This is a genomic window from Methylolobus aquaticus, assembly GCF_054172105.1.
On sequence record NZ_JBSYXP010000011.1, the window covers coordinates 112,607 to 138,261 of the forward strand.

Sequence of the window (25,655 nt, forward strand, 5' to 3'; positions counted from 1 at the left end):
TTTACTTCACGGACAACAGCGTGGCGATCACCAGCAGGATCAGATACCGCGGCCGGCAAAGGGCTTCGTCAACCGCGCGTAGACGCTGACCGAAGCGCCGGAAACCCTTCCAGAGGTCGGCTCCAACCCCCTGCAGCACCAGTTTCTCCTCGAACCAGTGCAGCGCCACCGCGAGTTGATGGGCCATCCAGCGGATCACGCCGCCGGCTTCGCGCGCGTCCGGTCCCGAGCCGCCCGTCGCGGCCAGCCGGCTTTCCTCCCAGGCTGCGGCCGACGATAAACTGCCGAGCGCGGGTACCGGCAAGCCGACGATGCGCTCGACCACCTCCCGGTCGAAACGCTCGACATCGGCGGCGATGCGCTGCACCGGGGCAACGATCCAGCGGTCGGTGGCCGCTTCGATCCAGAAGCGCTGCAGGGCCGCATGGTAAAGGCCGGGACGGTGAGCCAGAAAGGCGGGCACCGGCCGCATTGGACGCGCCGCGACACGGTGCATCAACGACGGTGCCGACAGGAACTGGAAACCGCGCACGACGGCATGCGCGAACAAATGCACGGTGGCGAAGGTCCACCAGCCAAGACCGCAGGCCAGGAAGATCAACCCGATCTGGGCAACCGTCGCGAAAATCAGCGAGGACTTGACGTCGGTCTGGGTCAGACCGGTCAAAAAGCCGTAGCAGGCCGTCAGCGCGCCCACCGCCACCAGGCAGGACATGGCCGGCACCGAGTGCTCGAACAGCGGTTGCAGGCGTAGCACCAGAAAGGCGCCGGCGTGGATCATCACCGCGCCGTAGAACAGTGCGCTGGATGGGGTCGGACCCTCCATGGCCCGGGTGACCCAGGGAGTGAAGGGTAACTGCGCCGACTTGACTGCGGCCGCCAGCAGAAAGCACAAGGCCAGCCCGGTGGCGGCGAGCGGCTGCAGTTTGCGCGCCGCGTGCAACAGCTTCGGCCATTCCAGATCGCCGATCCAGACCACCGCCAGCAGCAGTCCGAGCAGGAAGCCGATGTCGCCGACACGGTTGGTGAGGAAGGCGCGGCTGGCATTTGCGACGGCCACCGGCCGCTCATGGGTGTAGCCGATCAGCAGGAAGGAACAGACGCCGGCAATTTCCCAGCCGGCGAAAGTCAACAGGCCGTTGCCGCCGAGAGCGAGGATCAGCATCGCTCCGATGAACAGGCTCATCACCAGAAAGTAGCGGTGGAAACCCGGCTCACGGTGCATGTAGCTGCCCGAAAAGCGCAACACCGCGATACCGAGCAGCAGGATCAGCATCGCGAAGCTCAGACTGAGCGCGTCCAGTGTGAGGCTGCAGTCGATCCGATGCCGGCCGCTGGCGATCCAGGTGCCCAGGCGCAGGTGCGGCAGCATGGCTACGCGGGTGCGCAGGCCGATGACGATCAGCAGCGCGATGGCCGAGCTCATCGCGGCGCCCAGGGCAAGGCGGCGTGTGTAACACTCGCCGGCTTCTCCGCCCAATCGTCCGGAGATCATCCCGGCTGCGATCAGCAGCGCGGCCACGAGCGGAAAGAGGGGAATGCCGGCAGCCAGGGCTTCAAGCATGGCGCGGGTTCTCCGCCGCTGCGGCATCCGCGCGAATCAGGGCCGGAGGCAAGGGCTCGGTGTGGCCTGAGTACCAATCGGCCGAGCCCGCGCACACCGGCGTCTGACCCTGGGGTCGCCGCCAGTGCACGAAGCCGGAGCCGTCCTCGAACAGCCATAGCGAGCCGTCGAGCGGATGCCGGCAGCCAAGGACGATCCAGCCGTTGGCGATCAACTCCCGCAGAGGCGCCTGGCGTTCACAGATCGCGGTCAGGACCTCGGGCCTTTGCTCGACGACCATCAGCAGCCGCATGGGTTCATGGATCTCGGTCATCTGGCGCGGCAGTCCGGTCCGCAGGTCGCTGAACGCCCCGTCCATGACGCCGAAGAACCCGGTTACGTTGTGCGGTACCTTGCTGCCGCAGCCGAGCTGATCGGCCGCGACGGTCGAGAAATAGTATTCGAGGTTGATGCCCGCCCCGACGGGTCCGACCGCCAGCAGGATTCCCTCGAGCAACGATCCGTCGTCGTCCGCCGTCGGATCGTAGGAGATCAGGAAGACTCTGCGGTCGAGAAAAACGCCCTGGCTCATCGCGCGTCGTCCGATGAAGGCCGCCGCGTTCGTCGCATGTCCGAGCTCAGGGCGTATCTGGCTGAAGTCGGCGGACCGCTTTCCGACATGAGCCAGAGCCTGACCGGGATCAGGCGTGCGCGGTGCCGAGGCGAAGCGGCGGCAGCGCTCCTGGGCGGACAGGCGACAGACCAGGTCCAGTTCCTTGCGAAAGGCGTGCTGCACGGGGCGCAGTACGGGCGGCAAATCCTCGACATCGAACCAGTGCACGGCGTCGTTGCAGGTGTCGTGCTCGGCGCCGACGAACCAGGTTCCGTCGGGAATCGTGATGCCTCGCTCCGCCAGGCTTTGTCGGGTCTGCGGACGATTGACCATGGCCGCGAAGGCTCTCGCGTTCGGTCCGCCGTGGCGTCCGCTGCAGGCGCCGCAGTCGTAGGCTGCCAAGTGCGGGTTGTTCTCGCTGTTCGACCCATGGCCCAGCAGGACCACGAGCGGGGCAAAGTGGTCGATCAGGCCGATGTTGCGCAGGAAGGCTTCGATACGGTTGGTCTGTTCCTCGTCGGTGAATCCCAGCCGTGGTGCCTCTCCCTGAACGGCGGTAACGGTTACCGTCGTGCGCACCGGGGCAATCAGGGCCGAGGCAGCCGCCCTGGCCCACCGCTGGAAGGTACCGGGAGCGCCGATTTTCGCCGCGAGGCCCAACAGATAGCCCGGCGCCAGCGCATCGATCAGCAGCGAGGAGGACACGAGGTTGCGGCGGAGTTCGTGCTGCAGCAGATCGTCGCGCAAGGTGCGAAGCCGATGCCAGCGGCGGTGGGCGCGGTGACGCTTTGCCTCGTCGGCTCGTGGCAGTTCATGCACTTCGTTGGTAGGTGTCACGACGACCGGGCACAGCGGGGTCTTCCGCGTGTCGTCTAGGCCCTGCCAGTACATGGGCACACCGAAAAAGCCGGCGGCGCCGAAGGTTTCCACGCGCGGATTCCGCTCCTCCAGATGTCGGCGGAGACTTTCCTCCCGGTCGTCCATGCAGCACACGATCTGCACGTCCGGGGCGTGCTCGCGGCGCTGCCAGCGGCCCTGGCCATGATTGTCCGACAAAGCCAGGAAGATCCGTTGCCGGTAGTTCCGTTCGTAGGCCAGCAGCCACAGATTGGCGCGGCGCTGCGGTGTGAAATCGTCGAGCAGCCGCAGCAAACGCTCGATCTGCATTTTCGGCAATGTCCCAACCTCGGTGGCGGTCAACCCCAGGTGCTGGGCCAGACGAAACAGGCGCCAGACGTTCTCATGCGGTCCCTGGGGAGCGCGCGGCGTGGCGCTGTCCTTACCCTGTCGGGCGTCGTGCAGCCGTCCGATCTCCTGCCACTGCCGCCGGGTCCGGTCGGTCGGCTCGGGCGTGGCGATGAGGCGATGGACTGCATCGGCGAGATCCTCGGCCAAGGTCCCGCCGTACAGTGCGCGCCGCAGCGAAAACTCGTCCGCATGCGTCAGGAAAAACCGGCGTATAGCCGGAAGTGTCGCCTCGATCGCCCAGATTTCCTGACACAGTCGGTCGCACCAGAACCGGTCCAGTATCAGCCGCACGGCCAGAAAATCGGCCAGACTTGCGGGCGCCGCCGTGTTCGCGGGGTAATCGGCGTGCCGGCCACGCCAATTGATCAGGCCTGCCCATCCCGGCAGCTCCAGTGCGACGCGTGCGAGATAGCCGCCCCAGCGGTCCTCGGGCAATCCAAGACGCGTCAGTTCCGACGCGATCGCGGCTAGCGCATCGGTGGGAAGTTCGTTCGGGCGCAGCGCAGACGGTCGGATCGACAGGCCTCGTGCGACCGAGTCCCGCCAGACCGCGTAGAGGCCGTCGCGGCGGTTCGTCGGTTGCCAGGCCGCGACACCTTCGTCCAGAAAGGCGGCACACAGGCGGATCAGGTCAGGGCGCAGGGCCTCGATGGCGCTCTGCCCCGTCAACTCGCCGATCAGCGCCGGCAGGCTGAGGGTTTTGCCGACCTGGTCCAGCGCAAGTCCCACCCGGCTGAGCTGCTCTGCCTCCCGGTCGGCAATGACGGACTCCTTGGGCGGCAACCCCGGGACCTCGTCGATCATCGGATCGAGCGCCCCCTCCGGATCCAGGCCGGCCGCCGCCAATCCAAGCTTTTCGGCACAGGCTGCCCAGAGGGCGCGGACGAAGGTGCGCGGAGCGGGCACGGGTCCCGCTGACGGAATGGTTTCGGTCTTGATGGCTTGCAGCAGCCGGTGACGCGCCCCGGGGGGGATGTCATCCATGATGCGATCGAAGATACCGCTCTCCCGGCTCATCCACCGCAGTGCTTCTCGGGTCGTCGGCTCGATGCCATAGACCATCGCGAGACGGTACAGCTCACGGCGACGCACCTTCGTCGCCCCAATTTCCAGGACGACGGTATCCGGTTCCAGATCCGTCGCCTGGCTCAGTACCGCATCGAGATCCTCCTGCTCGATACGCTGCGCCGCGTACCAGGCCCGGAAGGCCGTTTCGGACGGGTAGGCCCGGACGCCGGTGAGGCGCTCGAGCTCGCTCAGGGCCTGTGCAAACGGCAGGTGCTGATAGCCATGCAGCGTGTTGTGATGGACGAAGTCCAGCAAGGGCGCTTGAGCGGGCAGAATGTGGTCGAGGTGGTCGACGAGTTCGGCGACACGCTGCCGAGTCGCAGTGTGCGAGTCCGGCGGTGGGCTCGGTGAGGGCGCGGCTGCGTTCATGGGCCTCGCACGTTCAGAAGATCGCGCTCAGCCGGGCGACCGATGCGGTAATCAGGTCCAGCGGCAGTGCGGGCGCGATGCCGAAGCCCAGGATGCCTGCGACCAGCGTGCCGGCTGCCAACAGCTCGGCCGGGCGCAGATCCTCCACCGCCGCCATCGCCGGGCGCACCGGGCCGGTAAAGAGATTGCCGATTGTTCGAAAGGCATAGGCTGCGCTGACGATGATGCCGATGGACAGCAGCAGGGTCCACCAGCCGGACCGCTGGATGCCGCCGATCAGCGCGTGCAGCTCTGCGACGAAGCTCAAACTGCCCGGCAGACCCACGGCGGCCAGCAGGGTCAGCGTCGTCAGGGCCGCGAAACGCGGTGTGACCTTGATCAGTGAACTGTAATCACCGATCTCGCGGGTATGCGTCCGCTCGTACAGCAGACCGATCAGCAGGAACAGCGCGCCGCCGACCAGTCCATGGGCGCTCATCTGCAGTGTGGCACCGAGCAGACCCGTCAGGTTCAGGCTGGCAATACCGAACAGCACCAGCCCCATATGGCTGATCGATGAGTAAGCGATCATCGCCTTGAGGTCCGTTTGCCGCCAGGCGATGAGGCCGCCGTAGATGACGGTGATCAGCGCGATCGCGAGCAGCCAGGGCTGGAACTCCACGGCGGCCGCCGGGAGCATTTCGCAACTTCGCAGCAGCCCGTAGGCGCCCATCTTCAGCAAGGCCCCGGACAGCAGGATGCTGACCGGGCTCGGCGCTTCGACATGCGCCAGCGGCAGCCAGCCATGGATGGGAAACAGCGGCATCTTCACGCCGAAGCCCAGCAACAGTCCGCCGAAGACCAGCAACTGCGTCCCCGGTGGCAGTGCGCGGGCGGCCGTGATCATCGAATCCATCGCCGTCGAGTTGTCCGGCGAGGACTTGTAGACGGCAAGTAGGGCCAGCAGCATGAACACCGAGCCTCCCATCGTGTACAGCACGAAGTTCAGGCTGGCCTTATGCCGGTAGGGTCCGCCCCAGAGGTCGATCAGGAAGAACAGCGGAATCAGCGTCAGTTCCCAGAACACGTAGAACAGAGCCCAGTCCTGCGCCATGAAGACGCCGAGCATCCCGAACTCGAGTGCGAGCAGCCAGATGCAATAGCCCTTGACGTTTCGGTGGATGGTCGACGATGCGATCGTCGCGACCAGTGACAGCAGGCTGGACAGCAGCACCATCGGCAGCGAGATGCCGTCGACGCCGAGCGCGTAGAAGCTGCCCATCGCGGGGTTCCAGGCGCGGCGCTCGAAGAACTGAAGATCGGCCGATGCGCTATCGAACGAGAACGGGAGGCTGGCGGCCAGAAACAGTGTCGCGGTGGCCGCACCGAGTGCGATGGCCCGGACGATACGGGTCCGCTGTGCCGGCACGCAGGCGATTAGGAGCGCACCGACGACCGGGGCCCACAGAATGACGCTCAGTATCTTCACGAGGTCGGGAGCGGTGCTGTTTCTGCTGTGACGGTTGGCGACCGAGCGGACTTCCTGCTTTCCCGCTGACGGCCGGCGCACAGCGATGCCGCGAAACAGGGCGAAGAATAGCACGCCAGCCCGGCCCCGGAAACGTGCGGTGCAGCGCTTCGGGCCACTGATCGCCCCGCTTTCCGTTAGCCTGGACGGGTTTGCCGGTCGCTGGCCGACTTGCAACGTGCTGCAGCGGGAGCGCGACTGCGTCGCTCGCGGCTTGCGGGGCCTCGTAAGCCCTTGCTAAAGTGGCTCTCGTTTATCCCGCCCCTTCTTCTCCTTCCCGATGACGTCGGTAAAGACACGTTTCGCGCCCAGTCCCACCGGACTCATGCATCTGGGCAACGCCCGCACCGCCGTGCTCAGTGCGCTGGCCGGTGAGCGGTTCCTGCTCCGCATCGAAGATACCGACCTGGAACGCAGCCGGCGCGAGTTCGTCGCGGCGCTGATGGAGGATCTCGAGTGGCTGGGCCTGGTCTGGGACGAGGGACCGTCAAGCTCCGAGCCGGAGGGCAACTTTTTTCAGAGCCGCCGGGTCGAGGTGTATCGTCAGTATTACGAAGAGCTGGAGCAGAGCGGCCGTGCCTATTATTGCTTCTGCTCGCCGCAGGAGCTGGAAATCTCGCGCAAGGTGCAGCTGAGTTCCGGTCGGCCGCCGCGCTACAGCGGCAAATGCAGCCGTCTGTCTACATCCGACGTGACGCGGCGTCTGCAGGAAGGCGTCCAGCCGACGCTGCGGTTCCGGGTTCCGAGGGGCGAGGTCATCGAGTTCGACGATCAGGTACGCGGCCCGCAGCGGTTCGCGTCCGATGACATCGGGGATTTCATCATCCGCAGGGCCGACGACACGCCGGCATTCTTCTTCTGCAACGCCGTCGACGACGCGCTGATGGGCGTCAATCTGGTGCTGCGTGGCGAGGATCACCTGACCAACACCCCGCGTCAGCTGATGATCCTGCAGGCGCTGGCCCTGCCACGGCCCGATTATGCGCATATCTCGCTGATCGTGGGTGACGACGGCGCGCCGCTTTCGAAGCGCAACGGCAGTCGCAGCATCTCCCAGATGCGTCAGGAGGGTTACCTGCCGGCGGCGATACTCAACATGCTGGCGCGCCTCGGCCACCATTACGACAGTGAGGAACTGCTCCCGCTGCCCTCGCTGAAGTCGGGCTTCGACGTGCGGCGCCTGGGCAAATCGCCGGCCCGCTTCGACCCGATCCATCTCGATCATTGGCAACAGCTCGCCGTCCGGAGTGCGGACGACGCAGCGTTGTGGTCCTGGCTGCCGCCGGACCTGCGCATTGTCGTTCCGGTAGAACACCACGACGAGTACCTGGACATCGTCCGCAGCAACTGCGTTTTCCCGGAGCAGGCCGAGCAATGGGCTCGCGTCCTGTTCGCCGATGAACTTCATCGGGAGCCCGAGGTGGCGCAGCTGGCAGAGCAGGCCGGCGAGGGCTTTTTCCTGTCGGCACTCGATGCCGCGCAGACCGCGCCGCGCGATTACAAGGCCTTCCTGGAAGCGCTCAAGCGCCTCTCCGGCGCCAAGGGCAAGCAGTTGTTCATGCCGCTGCGGGCCGCGCTGACCGGCCGGACCGACGGCCCGGAACTGGCCCGCATCTACGAATTGCTCGATCCGGCGCGCGCCCGGCGCCGCCTGGCCGAGTTCACCTACGTGTCCGAATGACATGAGCCTGAGCATCTACAACACCCTGTCGCGCCGCAAGGAGCCGTTGGTACCGATCGAACCGGGCCTCGTGAAGCTGTATGTCTGCGGCATGACCGTCTACGACTACTGCCATCTCGGACATGCCCGGGTCATGGTGGTGTTCGACACGGTGGTCCGGCACCTGCGTCATGCCGGCTACCGGGTCGTCTACGTCCGCAACATCACCGACATCGACGACAAAATCATTCGGCGCGCGCAGGAGAACGGCGAGTCGACCGCAGCGCTGACCGAGCGCTTCATCGATGCGATGCACGCCGACGAAGACGCGCTGAAAGTACTGCGTCCGGATATCGAGCCGCGGGCGACGCAGTCCATCGCCGAGATGATCGCGATGATCGAAACCCTGATCGCGCGTGGCTACGCCTATGTCGGCGGGAACGGGGATGTCTATTACGCGGTGCAGAACTTCGTCGGCTATGGCCGGCTGTCGGGCAAGAATCTCGACGAGTTGCGGGCCGGCGAGCGCGTTGCGGTCGAAGAGGCCAAGCGTGACCCGCTGGACTTCGTTCTCTGGAAGATGGCCAAGCCGGGCGAGCCGTCCTGGGAATCGCCTTGGGGCGCGGGTCGACCGGGCTGGCACATCGAATGCTCGACGATGTCGACCGGTTGTCTGGGCGCGCACTTCGACATCCATGGCGGCGGTATGGACCTGCAGTTCCCGCACCATGAGAACGAGATTGCGCAGTCGGAAGGCGCGACCGGCCAGACCTTCGTGAACGTCTGGATGCACAACGGCTTCGTGCGCGTGAACGAGGAGAAGATGTCCAAATCCCTGGGCAACTTCTTCACGGTGCGCGAGGTGCTGCGGCAGTACCGGCCCGAGACCGTGCGCTTTTTCATCCTGAACAGCCATTACCGCAGTCCGCTGAATTACTCGGACGAGAGCCTGGACGAGGCGGATGCGGCGCTGACGCGTCTGTACACCGCCTTGCGCGGCATCCCGACACATGAGGCGGCAGCGCTGGATGACGCGGGCCGGCGCGAGCGTTTCGATGCGGCCATGAACGACGACTTCAACACGGCCGAGGCCATCGCCGTGCTCTTCGACCTGGCGCGCGACGTCAACCGCAGCCGCGAGTCGGCGCCGGCACAGGCGTCACGGCTCGCCGGGCTGCTGCGGGAACTGGGCGGCGTGCTGGGCCTGCTTCAGGACGAGGCCGACGCGTGGCTCAAGTCCAGGCCCGAGTCGGCGGAAGCTACAGTCGCTGCGGCCGGTGACGCCGGCGCAGAGGGTCAATCTTGCGGCTTGTCGGCGGACGCCATCGAAACCTTGATTCAGGACCGGCTCGCGGCGCGCAAAGCCAAGGACTGGGCGCTGGCCGATCGCATACGCGACGAACTGAAAGAGCAGGGTGTCGTGCTGGAGGACGCGGCTGGCGGAACTACCTGGCGGCGGGCCTAACAGCCGTCAGGGCTGCGACGCGCGTCGCTTCCCACCTGAGAACGGCAGTATCCGCGCCAGCGCCTGGATGAGCGGTGCGGCGTCACAGCACGAGAGTGGGTCTTCCTGCGCCGCTTACGCCATGTCCTTGGCGATCAGATAGATCTCTTCCGCATCGAGCACGATGTCGTTGCTTTCGAACAGCATACCGATGCAGGCGCGATGCACGGCCAGTTTCAGCATCCCGAAACCGATCGCACCCCAGACCAGCCGGCCGCCGTAGTCCTTGCCGCGGTCCATGATGTTCGTGCCGCCGATCCCGACGGGCGGGGTCGCATTGGCATCGACCATCAGTTGGATGTTCGTGTTGTCCTGCCAGTGGTGCGGTTCCAGCAGCGGCGCCCCGGCGGCGCCGGCCGCGAGCACGATCTGAGCGTCGGCGATCGCGGCGCCACGCGCGTCGCTCGTCGCCGCTTCGGCTGGAGTCAGGCTCACGCCGAAGCGCGCCCTCATGTCCTCGCAGGCCTGTTCGGCGCGCAGCCGTGTGCGGGAGGTCAATGTGACCTCCGCGCCCTCCTTGGCCAGCATGACGGCCGCCCGTTGCCCGACCGGGCCGGTGCCGGCCAGCACCACGGCCCGTTTACCGGTCAGCGGGCCAGTACCCGCCAAACGTGCCACGGCGGCGGCCGCGGTCGTGTTGCTGCCGTTGCTGTCCATCATGACCGACACGCGGAAATCGCCGAAGAATTTCTGCCGGACGGCCTCCAGCAGGATCTGCCCGTCCGTGAGACTGCTGCCGCCGATGAAGATCGCCGTGTTCTTCTTGTCTTTTGGGGGGCGCGTAAAGATGGCCCCTTCGACCAGCGCACTGATATCGTCCGGCGTCACGCCACCGTGTCCGATGACGTGATCGGCTCCGCCGTCGTATGCCACGACGGTGTCAAAGACCGACGGAAAGCGGTCCGTATCAAATTGGAACAACAGCTTCTTCATGCTTCTTCCTGCGCGGTCGCCGGCCGGTGCGGCGACGGTGCTCTGGGTCCCCGCGGTTGATGACGGTCTGCAATGATACCGTGGCAGGTGCCGATGCGTGGGATAAGCAAATCTGATGAGTGGCGGCGGGTGAATTTATATAATCCGCGGGTGACTCAAGAGACATCGAACGACCGGAGCGACTGCATGATCGACAAGCCAGTGGAACTGTTCCTTGACGAACTCGCCAGCAAGGCGCCCACGCCGGGCGGCGGCAGCGCGGCGGCGATCATGGGCGCCATGGGCGCCGCGCTGGTTTCCATGGTCTGCAACCTGACGGTGGGGAAGAAGGGCTATGAGTCCGTCGAAGACGAGATGCAGCGACTTCTGACTGACGCGGAGTCCGTTCGTGCGCGGATGGCGGATCTCGTGCGGGCCGACATGGCGGTCTTCGACCAGGTCATGGTCGCGTATCGTATGCCCAAGGATACCGACGAGGACAAGCAACGTCGCGCGGCGGGCATCCAGGCGGCACTGCGGGCCGCGACGGAGGTGCCGCTCGACTGTGCCCGCCTGTGCGCACAGGTGATTCGTCTGAGCCGCGTTGCGGCCGATCACGGCAATCGCAACGTCATCAGCGATGCGGGGGCCGCCGTGATGGCCGCGCACGCCGCCCTGAAATGCGCGGCGCTGAATGTCTACATCAACGTCGGCAGCCTGAAGGACGAGGCCTTCGCCCGCAGCAGCGTCGAGGAGCTGGAGACCCTGCTGGCCGAGTGCGAGCCCGCCAGCGAGCAGATTTTCCGGGACGTCAAGGAACGCCTCTAGCGACCTTGCCGGCATCCTGATTTGACGGGATAAGCATCCCCGTTTATCATACGCGATCTTCACGTGCGTGTTGAGCGCCGCTGAGGATGCTGATCCGGGGTATAGCGCAGTCTGGTAGCGCGTCTGCTTTGGGAGCAGAATGTCGGGGGTTCGAATCCCTCTACCCCGACCACTACGCGCTTGTAGCTCAGCCGGATAGAGCATCGGCCTTCTAAGCCGAGGGTCGCAGGTTCGAGTCCTGCCAGGCGCGCCAGCCGTTCGGTTCTTTCTATGGTGGCCGTAGCTCAGTTGGTAGAGCCCCGGATTGTGATTCCGGTTGTCGTGGGTTCGAGCCCCATCGGTCACCCCACCTTTTCAATGAGTTAGCGTCCGTTACGGATGGCTGACTGTCTAATAATTTAGACGCTGTCTAATATTTTCGCTGTTTGTTCGACGCCGCAGACGTGGCTCTGGTCGTGAACTTCAGCGAATCGGCTTCACCCGATCCGGTTTACGCTCATAGATTCGACGAGTCGTCGCGGGCGATTGATGCCCGAGCAGGCGCATGCCGTCTTCCGCTTCCGACCCGGCCTTTGCACGAAGGTCGTGGAAAGTGAACCGTTCTTGTAGCAGCCCGTCCTCTAGGGCTTTGGTCATCAACTTCCCAAACATCGCCTTGAATCCGTTGCGGGTGTAGGGCTGGCCGTGCGTATTGGCGATGACCCAAGTCGTAGCCAGACGGCGTGGCAGGGCAAGCGCCTGACTGATCGCAGCTCGGAGCCCCGGCGTCCACTCGAAGATCTGCTTGCGGCCGGTGCGATCCTTCGTCTTGGCGGGTGTCACATGGATGCCATCGTCCTGCAACTGGTGCCGCTGTAGCGACAAGATATCGCCCTGGCGCATGCCGGTGATGATCGCGATTTCCATCGTGGATTGAATGATCGGGCTGGCCAGCTGATAGACCGCGAGGTAATCCTCGTCGGTGACGTAACGGCGACGCGGCGTCTCCTTGTGACCCATGACCCCGGCGCATGGGTTGTGTTCGACCAGGCCCCACCGAATGGCGTACTTGTAAACGTGGCTTAGCAGAGAGCGTTCGCGGTTGGCCCGTACCCTGGCGGTCTGACCCCGCGCGTCGAGGTAGGCGTACACATGCTTGGTTTTTAGCGCGGAGGGCCGCATGTGTCCAAACGCCAGCCGCAGATTAGCTAGCTCCGCCCGGTTGTCTTGCTGGGTGCGCGGGGCCTTCGTGGGGAGAACCTCGCGCTCGTAACGATCGAACACGGTGTTCAATCTGTCGAAGGGCGCATCGTCCAGCATCTGCGCCAAGGCGCGATGCATCTCCGCCTCGGTTATGCCGAGACGGATCCACTTGTGCTCTGGCGTGACGAAGTAGTAGGCCCCGTGTTTCAGGTACACGCGACGTGGCAAGTGCTTATCGACGTTGCGTTTTCGGCCCATGGAAAGACTCCAGTCTGGGTTCTTGATCGCTCTCGGGGTTCGGTCCGGTCACGGCGAGGGCGTTGTTGACCGATTCCCAGGTCAGCGCGGGTGCACCGTCCAGACGTTTTACGTACCGAATGCCCGCCTTGTCCAGAACTCTGCGTTGGATGGCTGGGCGCTTTGCGCCGGTCAACTGTTCCAGTTCCCCGCTGCTCAGAAGGTGGGTGCTCACGGTTGTGCGACCTCGGCGCTGTCGTCGTTGGGTGCGGTCTTTTCCGGCTCCAAGGGGAACCCCGACATTACGAAGCGCGCGGGCGTACCTTCGACCGAGAGCGTCTCGACGATCCGCGCGGCGTCCCAACCGAGGATGTTGGAGAGGAACCAGATCAGCTTGCCGTAGCTCTTCCGGGCGTAATGAATAAGCCGCTCGAAACTGATCGTGAAGCGTGCCTTGTGGGTCCGGATGCGCTCTTGCGTCTCGGACACCCACGCCAAGCAGGGATAGGCGCCCGCGAGATAGACCCCAGGCCGGAGCAGCGCATCGCGCGGGATGATGCGATCGACCGTATGGAGCTCCAGCTCCCAGCGAACCCAGGGGCTGTCCGGGTCCCCTTCTTTCTTGCCCTTCTCGTAAACGCGCAGCAGCTTGCCGTTCTTCCGCTCGCCCACGTACAGGGTTTTGCCCTTGCCGGAATCGAAATCGTCGGTGTACCTGGCACTCGGCGGACGTCCACCCGTCGTGAACCCACCGGTCGCCAGCATGCCCAACGCCGTTTGGATGTCGAAGACTCCGGCGTAGTCGTCGTGTGCCAGATCGACTCGGGTGATCTTGGCGTCTCGTTGCACCAGCCACCCATGCACCGCCAGCCAATTCGGCACCAGCGCGCAGGCTTCGCCGGACAGACTCAGGAAACAGGTCCCGCCTTGAGACGCACCGCCTTGCGCCAAGATCCCGACACGGTGCCCCAGTTCCCAGGAATCGGTGTACCCCAGGTGCCCGCTCTTTCGCTTGCTGCCTACGGGTATACCGAAGATCCGTTCCATATCCTCGACGAGCCAGGCATCCAGCACGCGACTCCCCCGCTTCGGCACATGCGGGAAAGTGACGTTGAGCCAATCGATCAGCGCGGCGTCACCCACTCCCTTGCCCGCGTCCTCACAGGTACTTTCCCCCCGTATTACCTCACGGGGGGACGCCGGCAAGGGGGCGTCGACATGGCAGCCGGCGAGCTCAGCAGGAGCGGCCGCGCCGGGCGCGGGCGCGTCTGGCCGCGCGCCTTCGCGCCCCGCGTGGCCGCAGTCCAGGTCTGAGGGATCGAAACGGTTCATGGCACACACTCCAAAGGGGTAATCAGTTACCCTGGAGTGTAGCCGGAAGGAAGGGGGCTTTGTGACCCCTTAGGATGGAATCTGTGATCTACTCGTCACTAATCTCGCGCCGCTGCTCGACCTTGATGTCGCCACTGACGGCTTTCCAGAAATTCCCGAGCTTTTTGGCGATCTGGTAGCCCAGGGACCGGTACGCCATCGGCCCTTCCTCCGGGAAGAACTCCCGCACGTTGATGCCAAGAATCTCTTCGTACTTGCGGATGGTGCGTTTGTTGTGGACCAGCACCAGCACCTTCCAGCCGACGTGATCGCCGAAGCGCAGCAGGCCCAATGCGGCTTCCAACTCGTCGAGCTGACCCTTGAAGTTCGCCAGGGCATCCCGCTCGACTCGCATGAGCTGGGCAATGCGTTCCTCGTCGCGGACCGCGAGTCTCAGGAGGTTCTGTTCGTACTTGGGGTTCTTGTGCATGGCCTCTTTGGTCCGTGCCCAAGCGACACGGTAACGCTACGCAAGGAGTTTCGAAACACCTTAGGAGCGGAGAAGGCTAAAGGCCTATACGAGTTCTCACGTGGAGTTGAGGCCCCTCTCGAACGCAGGGTTAGGCACCATGGCCCATCCCAGCATCTCTCAACATGACCAGAATGTCCATGTTGAAACTTAGAAATGCTCTGGTCACAGTCATGACGCCATCAACGTTGAGGCACTTCAAGAGCGAAACCTGAGACTGGATGTCAGTGCAGTAATGGCCGGCGGCCTGATTTCTGACGGACGACCAATCTTGAAGTTGACGAAGCTCGCTCTTCCACTTTTGGCGCCGAGCACGAAGGTCCTCGCGACCAACGGGAATGCCTCGTTTCTTTGCCAGCGCCAACATCCTCGGGATTAGGTGCTTGTTCAACACCAAGTCGTACTCGAATAGGCGCAGCACAAGCCCCTTAAGTGCGACTGAACTGGCAAAACCGCTTGGCTGATTACGAATGACCGAAACCATTTCGGCGCAAACGTCGTACTGGAATATGCAGGCCTGCAACTTCAACTCAACAAACTCCTGATCGAGGCCGCCCCGTGCTGCCTCAAAATGGCGAAGAGCGTCATTGAGGTTTTTCTCGGCCTTGCGAACAGACGCATCCAGGTCGTGCATGCTTGGCGCCTAACGCCGTGTTAATCGGCCGCCGGCCGAGATGACATTAGGAAACACGATAGCCTCTGCCCGCGGTCCGCTTGAACGCATAGTTGGGAAGCAACGAGAAGACTAGAAGGGAATGTCATCGTTGACCACCGCTGGCTTGCGCTGCAGAGTAAAGCAATCACGGTTCTCCATGACCCACTTCCAGCCAACCTCAGTGAGAGAGATAAATGTCTGAGTTTGGTCGTAATCCGCGTTGTACTCGACGGCTGACTGTATGAAACCCTTCTCTGCGAGAGACTTGAAGGCGATCGACGCAGCGATAGCGGTAAAGCCACCAGCCTCCATATCGCGCTTCACCTGCCAAGCTATTGCCCGGTCCTCCGGGTGGTCAAAGCTTTCGACAATTGCTGCAAGTGCGACCACCTCAAACTGGTCTAGACCATCCAACTTCTGCAAGCGAGATACCGCTGACGCGGTGGCTACCGTTTGAGCCTTGGTAAGGTACGCCTTGATGCGCGAGCTAATGTCTGCTTCGAGCTTTGTATACCCGCCCTTGGTCTTTGTTGAGTATGTGATGATCGATCGATGCTGGACGTCGAATGGGAATTTTGACGTCCGCTCATCCGAGCATACCAAGACCACTTCCTTTCCCGCAGCGATCGCGTACCCGAGTTCGAACCACACATTAGGGTTGTCGAGAGTGATCTCGGCAAGACAGACGCGTGCGTCTCTGATCCCTCGTTCAATATCATCGATCGGAATGCTTACGGAGGCATCGCGATCGACGCGATAAGGCTCAAGCCCTGCAGCGCGTACGGCTGGGGCTACGACTTCCTCATAGCGCCCGTCGAACACGCCGCCGTCGAACGGCTGCATGATGAAGCATGTACTCAAGACGACCCCCCCCATTGCCGCCCAACGTTTGAATTCACCGGCCTTGCGCGGCTTTGTGCGCAAGGTCCGGTGGAATGATGAGTTGGGCCTTGGCGCCATTTGCTACCTGAATCGTGTAGTGCCAATTTGTTCCCTTGAAGCTGTATGCGGATAGGCGGCGCACCGACTTTCGAATGTCTTCATCATCCATGCTCGTTCCTCGAAGGAAAGAATTTAGGCTTTTTGACCGGAGGTAGTCAGAGAGTGCCAAATATGCTGAGACCATGCTTATGGTATCTCTCATCGCACTTGGCACGCCCGGATATTCCGGTGGAGAAATTAGATGGTTATGCCTAAGAGACTTTGTGGGGCGATCTACACAGTGACCGTGCGCGAAGGCATTGCGCCACGAAACAAGCTTCTTTGTTGCCTCGTAGACTGCTTCCCCCTTTACCTCGGGAATTCCTATAGATGTACAAGCAATAAGTAGCTTTTCAGGGGATGACAGTTTTTCGATTCCCTCCGCGATATGTCGATGCAAATTGAAAACGCAGAAGCAGTTAAGAGTGTCTTCCGCCTCGATGGCGCTCATCAGACATGCGACTTCCGCGCTGAGTTTGATTTTATGTTCGAGATTGACGAGAGGAGCCTGAATCTTCCAGCGCTCGTCGTCGGCTGCCTCACGCGCGGCCCTTGTACGAAATTTTCGATTGAATGCTTTGATGGCAGCGTCAGTCTTGTCGAGGAGCGGCGGCAAACGCTTAAGCAACCGCTCCAATGTTGCAAGAGACGCCTGGATGTGAAATGTGGCTCCACTACCCCTCCAGTACGGCGGAGGCATTTTCAACGGGTCATCCGGTATTTCATCAACGCTGCGTGGTTCTTCGGCTCTAGTCATCACACGTGATCCGATAAGGCCCAACGTGTAATAAACACCCGAATTGGCGCATTACAACACGCCAAATGGGGCGTATAAGCCGGCAAAGAGTTAAGAAACAGGCGAGATTTCATGCGGTTCCATTTGCATAGGGGTGCGTCTTTCTCGCTTATACACCGTCCGAGGTACAACCTGCAAGGCACCCGCCTCGCGTCAACTAGGCGGGTGCCTCCCGCAGCCCGAACCGTCCTACAGTGCTAGAGGGATGACGTGACCCGATCCATGACACTCCGCTGTCGATCTGGGCCACCTGATGTCACCTACAGCGACGTTGGCGCGGGGCATGTGTATTTCGGTGATCGAACTAAAAAGCTGGAACGCGACATGTTGCATTCGGGTGGCGATAAACCGTGAACGGGCCGGCGCGTTAGTTCCCATCTCCGATGGCACGTTTTACCGGACGAACAGCCCAGCAGAGGCGTCCAAAATCGCGCTCAGCTGTTCGGCAAGTTATTGTTACGTATAACGGAAGTTCGAAAGACAATGTTAGACTAAGCTGCCATAAGATTCTGTTTTATCAGCTATTTATATCGGATTGTGATTCCGGTTGTCGTGGGTTCGAGCCCCATCGGTCACCCCACCTTTTCGATGAGTTAGCGTCCGATCTCCGTCGCTGACTGTCGAGCGAATCAGATCCTGCCAAGTCGCACGCACTGAGCGTGCTGCCGACTACCTTTTTCTCGCGATCACGCCTTGGCGCCGCTTACAGCGACTCAAAAGAGGGCCACATCGTGGTCGGCGGTGATCGGGGCTGGCGCGCTCCATTCTCCCGCCACAATCAACTCACGGTTCCCACGGTGCTTTGGTTGCCATTAGCTTACGCAGCTTCGGGTTTCTTCGGGTGGTGAGTCAAGCAGCGCCTGAAACTTCCTGAATGCCTCCGGATCGAGCGTAAACCGGCGCTGATCCGAAAGCACGTCTTCCGCCTCGCGACATGCCGTTTCTAAGAGGAAATCTGAGCGTGTCGTGCCGAGCAGTTCGGCAGCTTGGTCGATCAGGTCGCGCTGACGGCGCTTGGCGCGGAGGTTGATGTTGATGTCCCGGGTTGAGCCGGCGTTCCCGCTCGTTTCGGTTGATGACATCGCGGGAATCTCCCTAATTCATTGCTCGGTTTGATAACGTGCATGTGCGCACGACGTCAATACGTCACGGTTCACGCCACAGCGCTGCCGGGTCGATCATCTGCTGTGTTGTTCAGCCTGCGGCTTTGTGTCGGAACCGCCCGGTCTAATGAACTGCCGATAGCCGCAAATCCCGGCGTCGGCGCGCAACGTGAGACCGAGGCTCCTGAAAACGACCGCGCCGCGACGGCGGGGCTGCCGGGCTGAAGACCCGAAGTCAGGCTTTTGTCACGTCGCGCGCGGCTTCTTCCAGCACCGCCTCCGGGACACCACGCTTTCTCAAAGCCTCGATCAGTCGGGCGGTCTGGCCCAAGGTGTATCGCTCTTCGTCCCGGCGCAGGCCCTCGCTGACATATGACTTCAGCAGTGTCTGGTATCCGGAAAATCCGCGCAAGGGTGCGATCTCGCGCATCGATTCCACGACAGCCACGGGAATGCGCAGCGTGATCGAGGTCATCGGCGGGTCCTTGTCCAGTCTCTTTTTCAGGCGTTCACTCAGCATGGTGGTGTTCCTCTTCGGGCTCAACACGGCAGTGTTGAAGACGGTTCGCCACTCGGCCGCATCGTGCGGCGGAACCGCCTTAAACACAGCTTCGGAAATCTCACTTTGCTTGAGACTCCCCTCAACAGTTAGGTAAGCAACGGGCCATGCCTTGACAAGCGAAAGGCTATAGAAGCACATTCGCTCCTCGCCCTGAACCGAGAGATCGTCCAAGAAGCGGCTTGGGACGAGGACCGGATCCTGGCGCGCGGTGCGGCACTCTTTACCTTGGCGAAGATACTCTGGCCTCTGCCCCAACCGACGAGCCCTGGCCAGTAGCTTAGCGGCAGTAGCGAGGGAACTGGCTACCGGTTGTGCCAGCCGACTCCGAGGAAGGAGTACTTACGGACGTGACAATCAAGGGGGTGTTGGGCCGGATCGGGCGCAATGCCGGATATCGCGGTTTGGTCGCCGAGGACCTCTGGCAGCAGCAATGACACGACGCGGGCGCATGGCTCTGGCGATGAGCCGGTCTATGGGTCATGTTTGAGAGAAGATAGAAAAACGTAAAAGTTGTTATGTATACATGACAAAAAATCTGAAAATATGCTAGGATCTGTTCATGCGAGTCTCAAAGGAAGAACTCATTGCCGTGCTGGCGCCGTTCAACCCCTGGTGGCGTGGCGAGCCCATAGCGGACCTGCCGACCTGGAGACGAGCGGCATGGCGGGAACTGAATCGATGGGTCACCAGCCCGCCGACCCACCGAGCCGTATTGGTATCGGGCGCAAGGCAGGTGGGCAAGACCACGCTGTTGATGCAGCAGATCGAGGCGCTTCTCGAACGAGGCGTTTCACCGGCGAACATTCTTTACGCCACTTTCGACCATCCGCTCCTGAAGCTGGCCGGCATCGACGCCGTCCTCGAGGCTTGGCGCGAACGTGAACCGCGCGTCGATGGTCCGGAATATCTGTTGCTCGACGAGGCGCAGTTCATCCGCGACTGGGGCACCTGGGTCAAGCATCAGACCGATTTCAACAAACAGCGCCGTATCGTCTTCACCGGCTCCGCGATGCCGCTGGTGGAGGCGGAACAGGAATCCGGAGTGGGGCGCTGGCATACGATACGGCTAACCACCCTCTCGTTCTACGAGTACCTTCAGATCAAGAAACTGCAGCTGCCGGAACTACCGGCACTCCGCAGTTTGACGGAGTTGTTTGACTGGTCGCAGCCGGAGTTTTATCGAGCTCAGGAACTGGCTGCCCCTTATGTTGGCCACTTCCACGAGTACCTGATTCGAGGCGGTTTTCCGCAGACGGCGCAGGTCGAGAGCATCACGCAGGCGCAGCGCTTGCTCCGCGAGGACATCATCGACAAGGTCCTCAAGCGCGACATGACTGCTCTGTTCGGCGTGAGGCGAATCCTCGATCTGGAGCACACCTTTCTCTACCTCTGCATGCACGATGGCGGCTTGCTGAACATTTCCGACCTCTCCAGCAACCTGGAGGTCAAGAGGCCCACCGCGCAGCATTTCATCGAACTGCTGGAAGCCTGTCACTTGATCTATCGCCTTCCCCCATTCGGGTACGGCAAGGACGTCCTGAAGGGCCGCTTCAAGGTCTACCTCGCCGACGCGGCCATAGCGCCGGCCGTTCTACTCAAGGGCAAGAGCGTGATCGATGATGCGGCAGCTTTGGGTGTGGCAACCGAGACCGCCGTCTTCAAGCACCTGTTTGCTCGCTTCTATCCCCAAAGCGTCCGTTTCACCTACTGGCACGGCAAACAGGGCCGCGAAGTCGATCTGGTGGCCGAGATCGGTCAGCAACTGATTCCCTTCGAGGTGAAATACCGGGCGCAGCACACGGGTGCGCGCGAGCTCAAGGGGCTGATCGAACTGTGCGAACAAAAGAAGATCGACCGGGGCTACGTCGTCACCAAGTCGCTGGATGATTTTGGCCTGATGACCGGACTGCCGCAGATCGGTGAAACCAGAGCACAAATCATGCGCCTGCCGGCCCCGCTGCTGTGTTACTGGATGGGCGCGTCGGAACTGACTCAAAAGGACGTGCCGGATTGATTCGGTATTCGATACTCACCAAAGACGCGATCCCTTCGTCTCTGCGCCTGATTGAGCGCTTGCGGAGGGCGGGCTGGCGGGTGGAGCTGATCTGCCTGGCCTTGCCGAACGTCGAGATCTTCCGACTACGCGTGGCGGAACGGGTCGCTCATGGCGGCCACGATATCTCATTGGCTGACGTTGCTCGGCGTTTCCCGCGGGGTCTGCATAACCTGCTGCAGGCGTTTTCCCCGGGGGTCGATTCTGTGCGCCGCTTCATGAATGCCGGGGCCGAGCCGGAATTGGTGTTCGAGCATAAGGGACCGATCGCACCATTTTTCACCCGCGCTGGTTTGCCCATTTGATGCAGGAGTCTGAACGATGAATCCGCAATCCCCTTCCGATTCCGCCGACGGCAGCACCCCCACAGCGGACACCCTGGCTATGTTGGACTGCCTGCGTTCTGCGGTGGCGGAAGCGCTGGAGCGCAAGCGCCGGCTGGGACAGTATTTCGTGGAGTGGTCGCCGGAAGGCCCGCGCTTCAGCGGCCCGGATGCACCCGAGAAAGCGCAGCCGCCGACCGGGACCTGAATCTCATACAGCTCCGTCTGCTCAGGATCGGCGCGTTTCGCAACCTCAAGGCGCTGACACGGTGCTTTCCCAGAGAATTTGAATCCGCCGCTGCCGTACCGGCCCCGCCGCGCAACGCGACCTGATCGAGACCGTGGGTCCGTTGCGCGAGAGGCTGGGTGATTAGAGCACTTCGTCGGAAACCCTACCCCTAGGGTTCGCAGGTGCCTGTTTTCAGGCACTGAATCTTGTCGTTACGCCAGGTTTCGATCGCTGCCCACGGACCGAGAATCCGTTGCCTGTTGGAAAAGGGTTCAGTCGGATAGTTGCAGCCGCTCCACCATGCCGCCGGCTTGAAGAGCGTATTGGGCAGGTTGGTAACGGGATCGTTCTCGCAGAACATCGTGCCTGAATAGGCGACAGGGCGAGCCTGCAGATTGATGTAACCGGCGATGTCGAGAGCATCCTGGGTCTTCAGGGTGCCGGGCTTGCCAAACGGCATGTGGTTTCTGATCACGCCGGCAAGGTTCGGGGTCTGGATGTAGGCCGCGCCCATGGTCCACGCGCGCCGACCCCAGAGCGAGGGCACGCGCGGACGCCCCTCGTCCGACCGCAGCTTGCCCATGCCCGGACCGTCGGCATCGTGGCACGAACTGCAGCCCCGATCTTTGTACAGCGCCTTGCCTCGGGTGGCATTGGCAGACATCGTCTTCCAGTTCGGGTCCACGATCGGCATCGCCTCGCCGGGCATCGTGCGCCATCCAGTGGACGTCTTCATGGCGGGGTCCGTGACGCTATCGCGTACCCAGTTGATGTAGGCGACGATCTTGTTCATCACGTCGCTGTCCTTGTCGATCACATTGCCGCCGCCGCAGTTCTTGATGCAGTCATTGATCGCGTCCTTGAGATCGCGGTTGTAGTTAAAGCTCCGGAAGTAAGGGAGGCTCGTATATTTGTCCGGCGATTGGTACACGGGGTTACCGCCCGGGGTCTGTGCCGAACCGAAGTGACAGGAGGTGCAGGCGTTCGGCGATACGAAGATCGTCGAGCCGTCAGGGTTCTTGATGTTGCCATTGGGACCGATGGTGTTGGTCGTGTCATGGGTGTAGCTGAAGCCGTCGATCACATACTGAGGAGCCTCATCGATATTGCGGCACTGCAGCCATGTCGCGTTTTCCTCGCAGTTCGGCACGACGATCTTGTCGCCCTTGCCATCAAGTCCCAGTGCCTGGCCGTCGGCGGAGCTGCCTCCGGAGAAGCTCGTGGCATTCGCTATGCCGCACATCAATGTGGCCAGCAGCGCTGAAGTTATTGTTCTCATTATGAACCCCCGTTCAAGGCGGAAAGAGTGGCCGTGTTGGTGACACGCCGAAGCGTGTTTTTGGGCGCGCCCGCCATTGGCTTTCATGGCCTCCGTCGACGCAATACCCCGCTTGGTAAATGCGCTTTACGAACGGGAAGGTTCAAGTGCGTGCCCATGCACCTTGGAAATGACCCTGTCGTCATCGCTCTCGTGATGAAGTACACCGCACCATACGACCGCGCGGGAGCTCAAGATGCGAATGGAGGGTGCGAAAAGCCTGTTGCTCCAGTTAGTGTGAATAGGTTAGATACGAATATCCCCGACAGTGCCATCGGATTATCATGTCTGAATCCAAACATTCTCGGGGTGGACAATAGCTCGCGTCAGAACCACAAGCGGATGCCGGTCGCTACCCGCAGTTGCTCGGGGTCTCCCCCTTGGTCGCGGACCAGCGTCGCCGTCTCACCGAAGCTTTTCCCATACGAAACGCCGACATAGGGGGCAAATTCTCTCCAGAACTCATAGCGGATACGCAGGCCGAGTTCGAGTTCGTTGAATCCGGAACCGGTCGTGAATTCCGGGACTTTCTGGATCGCCGCGTTCGCCTCCATGCGGAGCTGCACAATCAGTTGCTGTGTCAGCAACAGGTCTTTGGTCATGGTCACCCGTGCGGACACCGCGCCGTTCTGGGCGACGAAGGCGAGGGCTTCCACGTCGTAGTCGTATGGCACTAGCCCTTGGATGCCGATCGTCAGCAGGCCGCGGACCACGCTGGCCTGCCGATACGTCTGGGCTTCGACGCGGCCGCCGATCTGAAAGTCGTAGTATTTCTGAAGGAAGCGGCCGTACAGCAGTTGAAAGTCGATGTCGTAGTTGGCCTTGAAGGCGGAGTCCTGTTGCCCTTCGCTTTTGAACCAGAGTCGGTTGTAGTCGCCGCCGTACCATCCTTCCATATCCCACCAGTACGAGGGGTTCTCGTTTTCTCCCCCGGCGTTGGGATCGTTCCCGCTTTGCGTCATCGAATGGGGGCTTGAACTCAAAAGGTTGGTCGGACGGTATTCCAGGATGTCGAACAACAGGAAGAGGTGCTGTGCCTCGTCGTCGACGGGAGAGGGCCAGTCCGGGTTTGACCAGTAGCCGGGCGGGATGGGACGGTTCCCGCGTCCCGTGTCGGGTGCCGCCTTACGCGACACGACTACCCTGGACGCTGACAGCTCAGCCGGCTGCGCGGAATGGCCCGCTTGGGCGTCCGTGCCGCCCAAGGCAATCAAGGTGCCGAGCAGCCAGCCGTGGACGCGGGCGTGACGCGGCACGGGCGGTCCTTAGGCGGCCGGGTCCGTTACGGCCACTACGCGGAACATCCCAGCCTCCATGTGCAGAAGTAAGTGACAGTGGAACGCCCAGCGGCCTGGTGCGTCCGCATGCACGGCGACCGAGAGGCGTTCGGCCGGTTTCACGATGACCGTGTGCTTGCGCGGCAGGAAGGCGCCATGGCCGTTCTCGAGTTCCATCCACATGCCGTGCAGGTGAAGTGGATGTTCCATCATCGTGTCGTTGACGAAAGTGAGCCGGACGCGCTCCCCGTAATGCAGATGGATCGGCGCGGGCGCATCGGAATATTTCTGACCGTCGAAGGACCATAGGTAGCGTTCCATCTGGCCGGTCAGGTGCAGCTCTATCTCCCGGCTTGGTTCGCGCCGGTCGATGTTCGGTGCCAGACTCGCCAGATCGGTGTAGGCCAGCACCCGGCGGCCGTCGCCGCCCAGCCCTCTGCCCGGTTCATGCATACGGTTCCAGGAATACTCCGCCACCTGCTGGTTTCCCGTTCCATGATCGTCGGGCCCATGTTTGACGGGCTCGGCGCCGGGAATGCGCGATCGTCGCGGTGTGGCGTCGAACTCTGTGCCTGAAGGCTGTTCGACAGGATGGTGATGCTCATGTCCCATCCCGGAGCCTGCGGCTTCCGGCATTACGATGTGCGCCGGCGGCATCGCCGTGTCCGACATGTCCATGTCCATGTGCTCGTCTCCGCCCATGTCCATCCGCATGCCCATGTCTTCCATCGTGCGCGTCGGCCGCGGCCGACGCGGTGGAATTTCCGCGGTCATCCCGGGCCGCGGTGCCAGCGTGCCGCGGGCGTAGCCGCTCCGATCCATGGTTTCGGCGAAAATCGTGTACGCACGGTCATTCGGAAGTTCGACGATGACGTCATAGGTTTCCGCCGGGCCGATCCGGAATTCATCCACGATGAACGGCTGGACGTTCTGTCCGTCGGCTTGCACGACGGTCATGGCGAGGTCGGGAATCCGTAGGTCGAAGAATGTCATGGAGGCCGCGTTGATGACGCGCAGACGCACTCGTTCGCCCGGGTCGAACAGCGCCGTCCAGTTGGCAGTCGGCGACTGGCCGTTCACCAGATAAACGGATGAGTAGCCAGTGATGTCGGCAAAGTCGGTCGGGTCCATGCGCATGCGGTCCCATCGGAGGTAGTCCTTCAGGGCCGGCAGCCACCCGACGCGCCCCGCATCCGCGAGCAACTCACGGGCCGTGCGCTTCTGGAAGTTGTAATAGCCCGCCCATTTCTTTAGATGTCCCATCCGTAGTTCGGGCGGTTCGGGACTCCAGTCAGACAACAGGACGACATAATCGCGGTCGTAGCGAAAGGGCTCGGGGCCTTCCGGGTCGATGATGATGGCCCCATACATGCCCAGCAGTTCCTGGAAGCCTGAATGGCTGTGAAACCAATAGGTCCCGCTCTGTCGGATCGGAAACCGATAGACGAAGGTCTCGCCGGGCGGGATACCGCCGAAGGATACCCCGGGGACCCCATCCATCACGGCGGGAACCAGCAGCCCATGCCAGTGTATCGACGTCGACTCATCCAGCTGATTCGTCACGCGCAGCGTCACCCGCTGGCCTTCACGAAGCCGTATGACCGGTCCCGGCACCGTGCCATTGATCGCCACGCCCTCGGCTGCCTGCCCATCGACGATGAACCGGCGGTGACCAACCACCAGATCGATGACATCACCTTGCAGCGGGACTTGCGAACCGGACAGGGCAAAGTAAGCCGGGGTGGCCGGTCTGGTGGCGCAACCGGAAAACCACCGGGCGGCTCCGGCTGAAATCCCAAGCGACATCGCACCCTGCAATATACGCCGTCGGGACCGCTGCATACCGC

The 25,655-nt window shown here is 62.3% G+C and carries 22 protein-coding genes and 3 tRNA genes; 9 read left to right on the forward strand and 16 right to left on the reverse strand.

Annotated features, from left to right (window positions below; all coding sequences use genetic code 11):
- Position 1: 1 nt before the first annotated feature.
- Genes ACW73L_RS15420 through ACW73L_RS15430 form a run of 3 tightly spaced genes read right to left on the reverse strand, consistent with a single transcriptional unit; the run spans position 2 to position 6,309 of the window.
- Complete coding sequence (locus ACW73L_RS15420) at positions 2 to 1,564, reverse strand: NADH-quinone oxidoreductase subunit 5 family protein (protein WP_498923268.1); 1,563 nt, start codon at positions 1,562 to 1,564, stop codon at positions 2 to 4.
- Positions 1,557 to 4,841, reverse strand: a complete 3,285-nt coding sequence (locus ACW73L_RS15425) for a DUF2309 domain-containing protein (protein WP_498923269.1) — start codon at positions 4,839 to 4,841, stop codon at positions 1,557 to 1,559. The genes ACW73L_RS15420 and ACW73L_RS15425 overlap by 8 nt, the downstream gene beginning before the upstream one ends.
- Before the next feature lie 13 nt (positions 4,842 to 4,854).
- Complete coding sequence (locus ACW73L_RS15430; protein WP_498923270.1) at positions 4,855 to 6,309, reverse strand: complex I subunit 4 family protein; 1,455 nt, start codon at positions 6,307 to 6,309, stop codon at positions 4,855 to 4,857.
- 319 nt (positions 6,310 to 6,628) lie between these two features.
- On the opposite strand from ACW73L_RS15430, the gene gltX reads away from it, so the two are divergent.
- A complete protein-coding gene (gltX, locus tag ACW73L_RS15435; protein WP_498923272.1) occupies positions 6,629 to 8,029 on the forward strand; it encodes a glutamate--tRNA ligase in 1,401 nt (466 codons plus the stop codon).
- A gap of 1 nt (position 8,030) precedes the next feature.
- The gene (cysS, locus tag ACW73L_RS15440; protein ID WP_498923274.1) at positions 8,031 to 9,473 is read left to right on the forward strand and encodes a cysteine--tRNA ligase; all 1,443 of its coding nucleotides are present in this window, start codon (positions 8,031 to 8,033) and stop codon (positions 9,471 to 9,473) included.
- A gap of 114 nt (positions 9,474 to 9,587) precedes the next feature.
- Here the strand turns inward: cysS and ACW73L_RS15445 are convergent, their stop codons facing one another.
- Entirely contained in the window at positions 9,588 to 10,445 is an 858-nt protein-coding gene (locus tag ACW73L_RS15445) for an NADP-dependent methylenetetrahydromethanopterin/methylenetetrahydrofolate dehydrogenase (RefSeq protein WP_498923276.1), read from the reverse strand.
- A 186-nt stretch (positions 10,446 to 10,631) separates the two neighbouring features.
- Between ACW73L_RS15445 and fchA the strand changes: the two genes are divergently transcribed.
- The 4 genes from fchA (at position 10,632) to ACW73L_RS15465 (ending at position 11,601) form a co-directional block, all read left to right on the forward strand.
- Complete coding sequence (gene fchA, locus ACW73L_RS15450; protein WP_498923278.1) at positions 10,632 to 11,252, forward strand: methenyltetrahydrofolate cyclohydrolase; 621 nt, start codon at positions 10,632 to 10,634, stop codon at positions 11,250 to 11,252.
- Positions 11,253 to 11,347: 95 nt separating this feature from the next.
- Positions 11,348 to 11,424: transfer RNA gene (locus ACW73L_RS15455), tRNA-Pro, on the forward strand.
- Between the two features lie 4 nt (positions 11,425 to 11,428).
- Positions 11,429 to 11,505, forward strand: a tRNA-Arg gene (locus ACW73L_RS15460).
- Positions 11,506 to 11,525: 20 nt separating this feature from the next.
- Positions 11,526 to 11,601: transfer RNA gene (locus ACW73L_RS15465), tRNA-His, on the forward strand.
- Between the two features lie 113 nt (positions 11,602 to 11,714).
- Here ACW73L_RS15465 and ACW73L_RS15470 read toward each other — a convergent pair.
- The 9 genes from ACW73L_RS15470 to ACW73L_RS15510 all read right to left on the reverse strand — a co-directional run bounded on the left by ACW73L_RS15470 (position 11,715) and on the right by ACW73L_RS15510 (position 18,779).
- Positions 11,715 to 12,692 (reverse strand): tyrosine-type recombinase/integrase, encoded by a 978-nt coding sequence (locus ACW73L_RS15470; protein WP_498923279.1) that lies wholly within the window; start codon positions 12,690 to 12,692, stop codon positions 11,715 to 11,717.
- A complete protein-coding gene (locus ACW73L_RS15475; protein ID WP_498923281.1) occupies positions 12,667 to 12,906 on the reverse strand; it encodes a DUF4224 domain-containing protein in 240 nt (79 codons plus the stop codon). Before ACW73L_RS15475 ends, ACW73L_RS15470 begins: the two co-directional genes overlap by 26 nt.
- Complete coding sequence (locus tag ACW73L_RS15480; RefSeq protein ID WP_498923283.1) at positions 12,903 to 14,003, reverse strand: replication initiation factor domain-containing protein; 1,101 nt, start codon at positions 14,001 to 14,003, stop codon at positions 12,903 to 12,905. Before ACW73L_RS15480 ends, ACW73L_RS15475 begins: the two co-directional genes overlap by 4 nt.
- An 88-nt stretch (positions 14,004 to 14,091) precedes the next feature.
- Positions 14,092 to 14,472 carry a hypothetical protein gene (locus ACW73L_RS15485; RefSeq protein WP_498923285.1) on the reverse strand — a complete coding sequence of 127 codons (381 nt, stop codon included), beginning with the start codon at positions 14,470 to 14,472 and terminating at the stop codon, positions 14,092 to 14,094.
- A gap of 130 nt (positions 14,473 to 14,602) precedes the next feature.
- Positions 14,603 to 15,145, reverse strand: coding sequence for a hypothetical protein (locus ACW73L_RS15490; protein ID WP_498923287.1), 543 nt, complete (start codon positions 15,143 to 15,145; stop codon positions 14,603 to 14,605).
- A 111-nt stretch (positions 15,146 to 15,256) separates the two neighbouring features.
- On the reverse strand, positions 15,257 to 16,090 hold the full coding sequence (locus ACW73L_RS15495; protein WP_498923288.1) for a hypothetical protein: 834 nt from the start codon (positions 16,088 to 16,090) through the stop codon (positions 15,257 to 15,259).
- Positions 16,062 to 16,904: a hypothetical protein gene (locus tag ACW73L_RS15500; protein ID WP_498923290.1), complete on the reverse strand. Its 843-nt coding sequence runs from the start codon at positions 16,902 to 16,904 to the stop codon at positions 16,062 to 16,064. The genes ACW73L_RS15495 and ACW73L_RS15500 overlap by 29 nt, the downstream gene beginning before the upstream one ends.
- Positions 16,905 to 17,755: 851 nt before the next feature.
- Positions 17,756 to 18,025, reverse strand: coding sequence for a type II toxin-antitoxin system TacA family antitoxin (locus ACW73L_RS15505; protein ID WP_498923292.1), 270 nt, complete (start codon positions 18,023 to 18,025; stop codon positions 17,756 to 17,758).
- 256 nt (positions 18,026 to 18,281) lie between these two features.
- Entirely contained in the window at positions 18,282 to 18,779 is a 498-nt protein-coding gene (locus ACW73L_RS15510; protein WP_498923294.1) for a hypothetical protein, read from the reverse strand.
- Positions 18,780 to 19,167: 388 nt separating this feature from the next.
- Here ACW73L_RS15510 and ACW73L_RS15515 point away from each other — a divergent pair, with 388 nt between their 5' ends.
- The 3 genes from ACW73L_RS15515 to ACW73L_RS15525 all read left to right on the forward strand — a co-directional run bounded on the left by ACW73L_RS15515 (position 19,168) and on the right by ACW73L_RS15525 (position 21,192).
- A complete protein-coding gene (locus ACW73L_RS15515) occupies positions 19,168 to 20,622 on the forward strand; it encodes an ATP-binding protein (protein WP_498923295.1) in 1,455 nt (484 codons plus the stop codon).
- An 80-nt stretch (positions 20,623 to 20,702) separates the two neighbouring features.
- Complete coding sequence (locus ACW73L_RS15520) at positions 20,703 to 20,966, forward strand: hypothetical protein (protein ID WP_498923297.1); 264 nt, start codon at positions 20,703 to 20,705, stop codon at positions 20,964 to 20,966.
- Between the two features lie 16 nt (positions 20,967 to 20,982).
- Entirely contained in the window at positions 20,983 to 21,192 is a 210-nt protein-coding gene (locus ACW73L_RS15525) for a hypothetical protein (protein WP_498923298.1), read from the forward strand.
- Between the two features lie 190 nt (positions 21,193 to 21,382).
- On the opposite strand, the gene ACW73L_RS15530 is transcribed toward ACW73L_RS15525, so the two are convergent.
- The 3 genes from ACW73L_RS15530 to ACW73L_RS15540 all read right to left on the reverse strand — a co-directional run bounded on the left by ACW73L_RS15530 (position 21,383) and on the right by ACW73L_RS15540 (position 25,650).
- The gene (locus ACW73L_RS15530; protein WP_498923300.1) at positions 21,383 to 22,492 is read right to left on the reverse strand and encodes a c-type cytochrome; all 1,110 of its coding nucleotides are present in this window, start codon (positions 22,490 to 22,492) and stop codon (positions 21,383 to 21,385) included.
- Between the two features lie 365 nt (positions 22,493 to 22,857).
- Positions 22,858 to 23,787, reverse strand: coding sequence for a copper resistance protein B (locus ACW73L_RS15535; protein WP_498923302.1), 930 nt, complete (start codon positions 23,785 to 23,787; stop codon positions 22,858 to 22,860).
- 9 nt (positions 23,788 to 23,796) lie between these two features.
- Entirely contained in the window at positions 23,797 to 25,650 is a 1,854-nt protein-coding gene (locus ACW73L_RS15540; protein ID WP_498923304.1) for a copper resistance system multicopper oxidase, read from the reverse strand.
- Between the last annotated feature and the right edge of the window lie 5 nt (positions 25,651 to 25,655).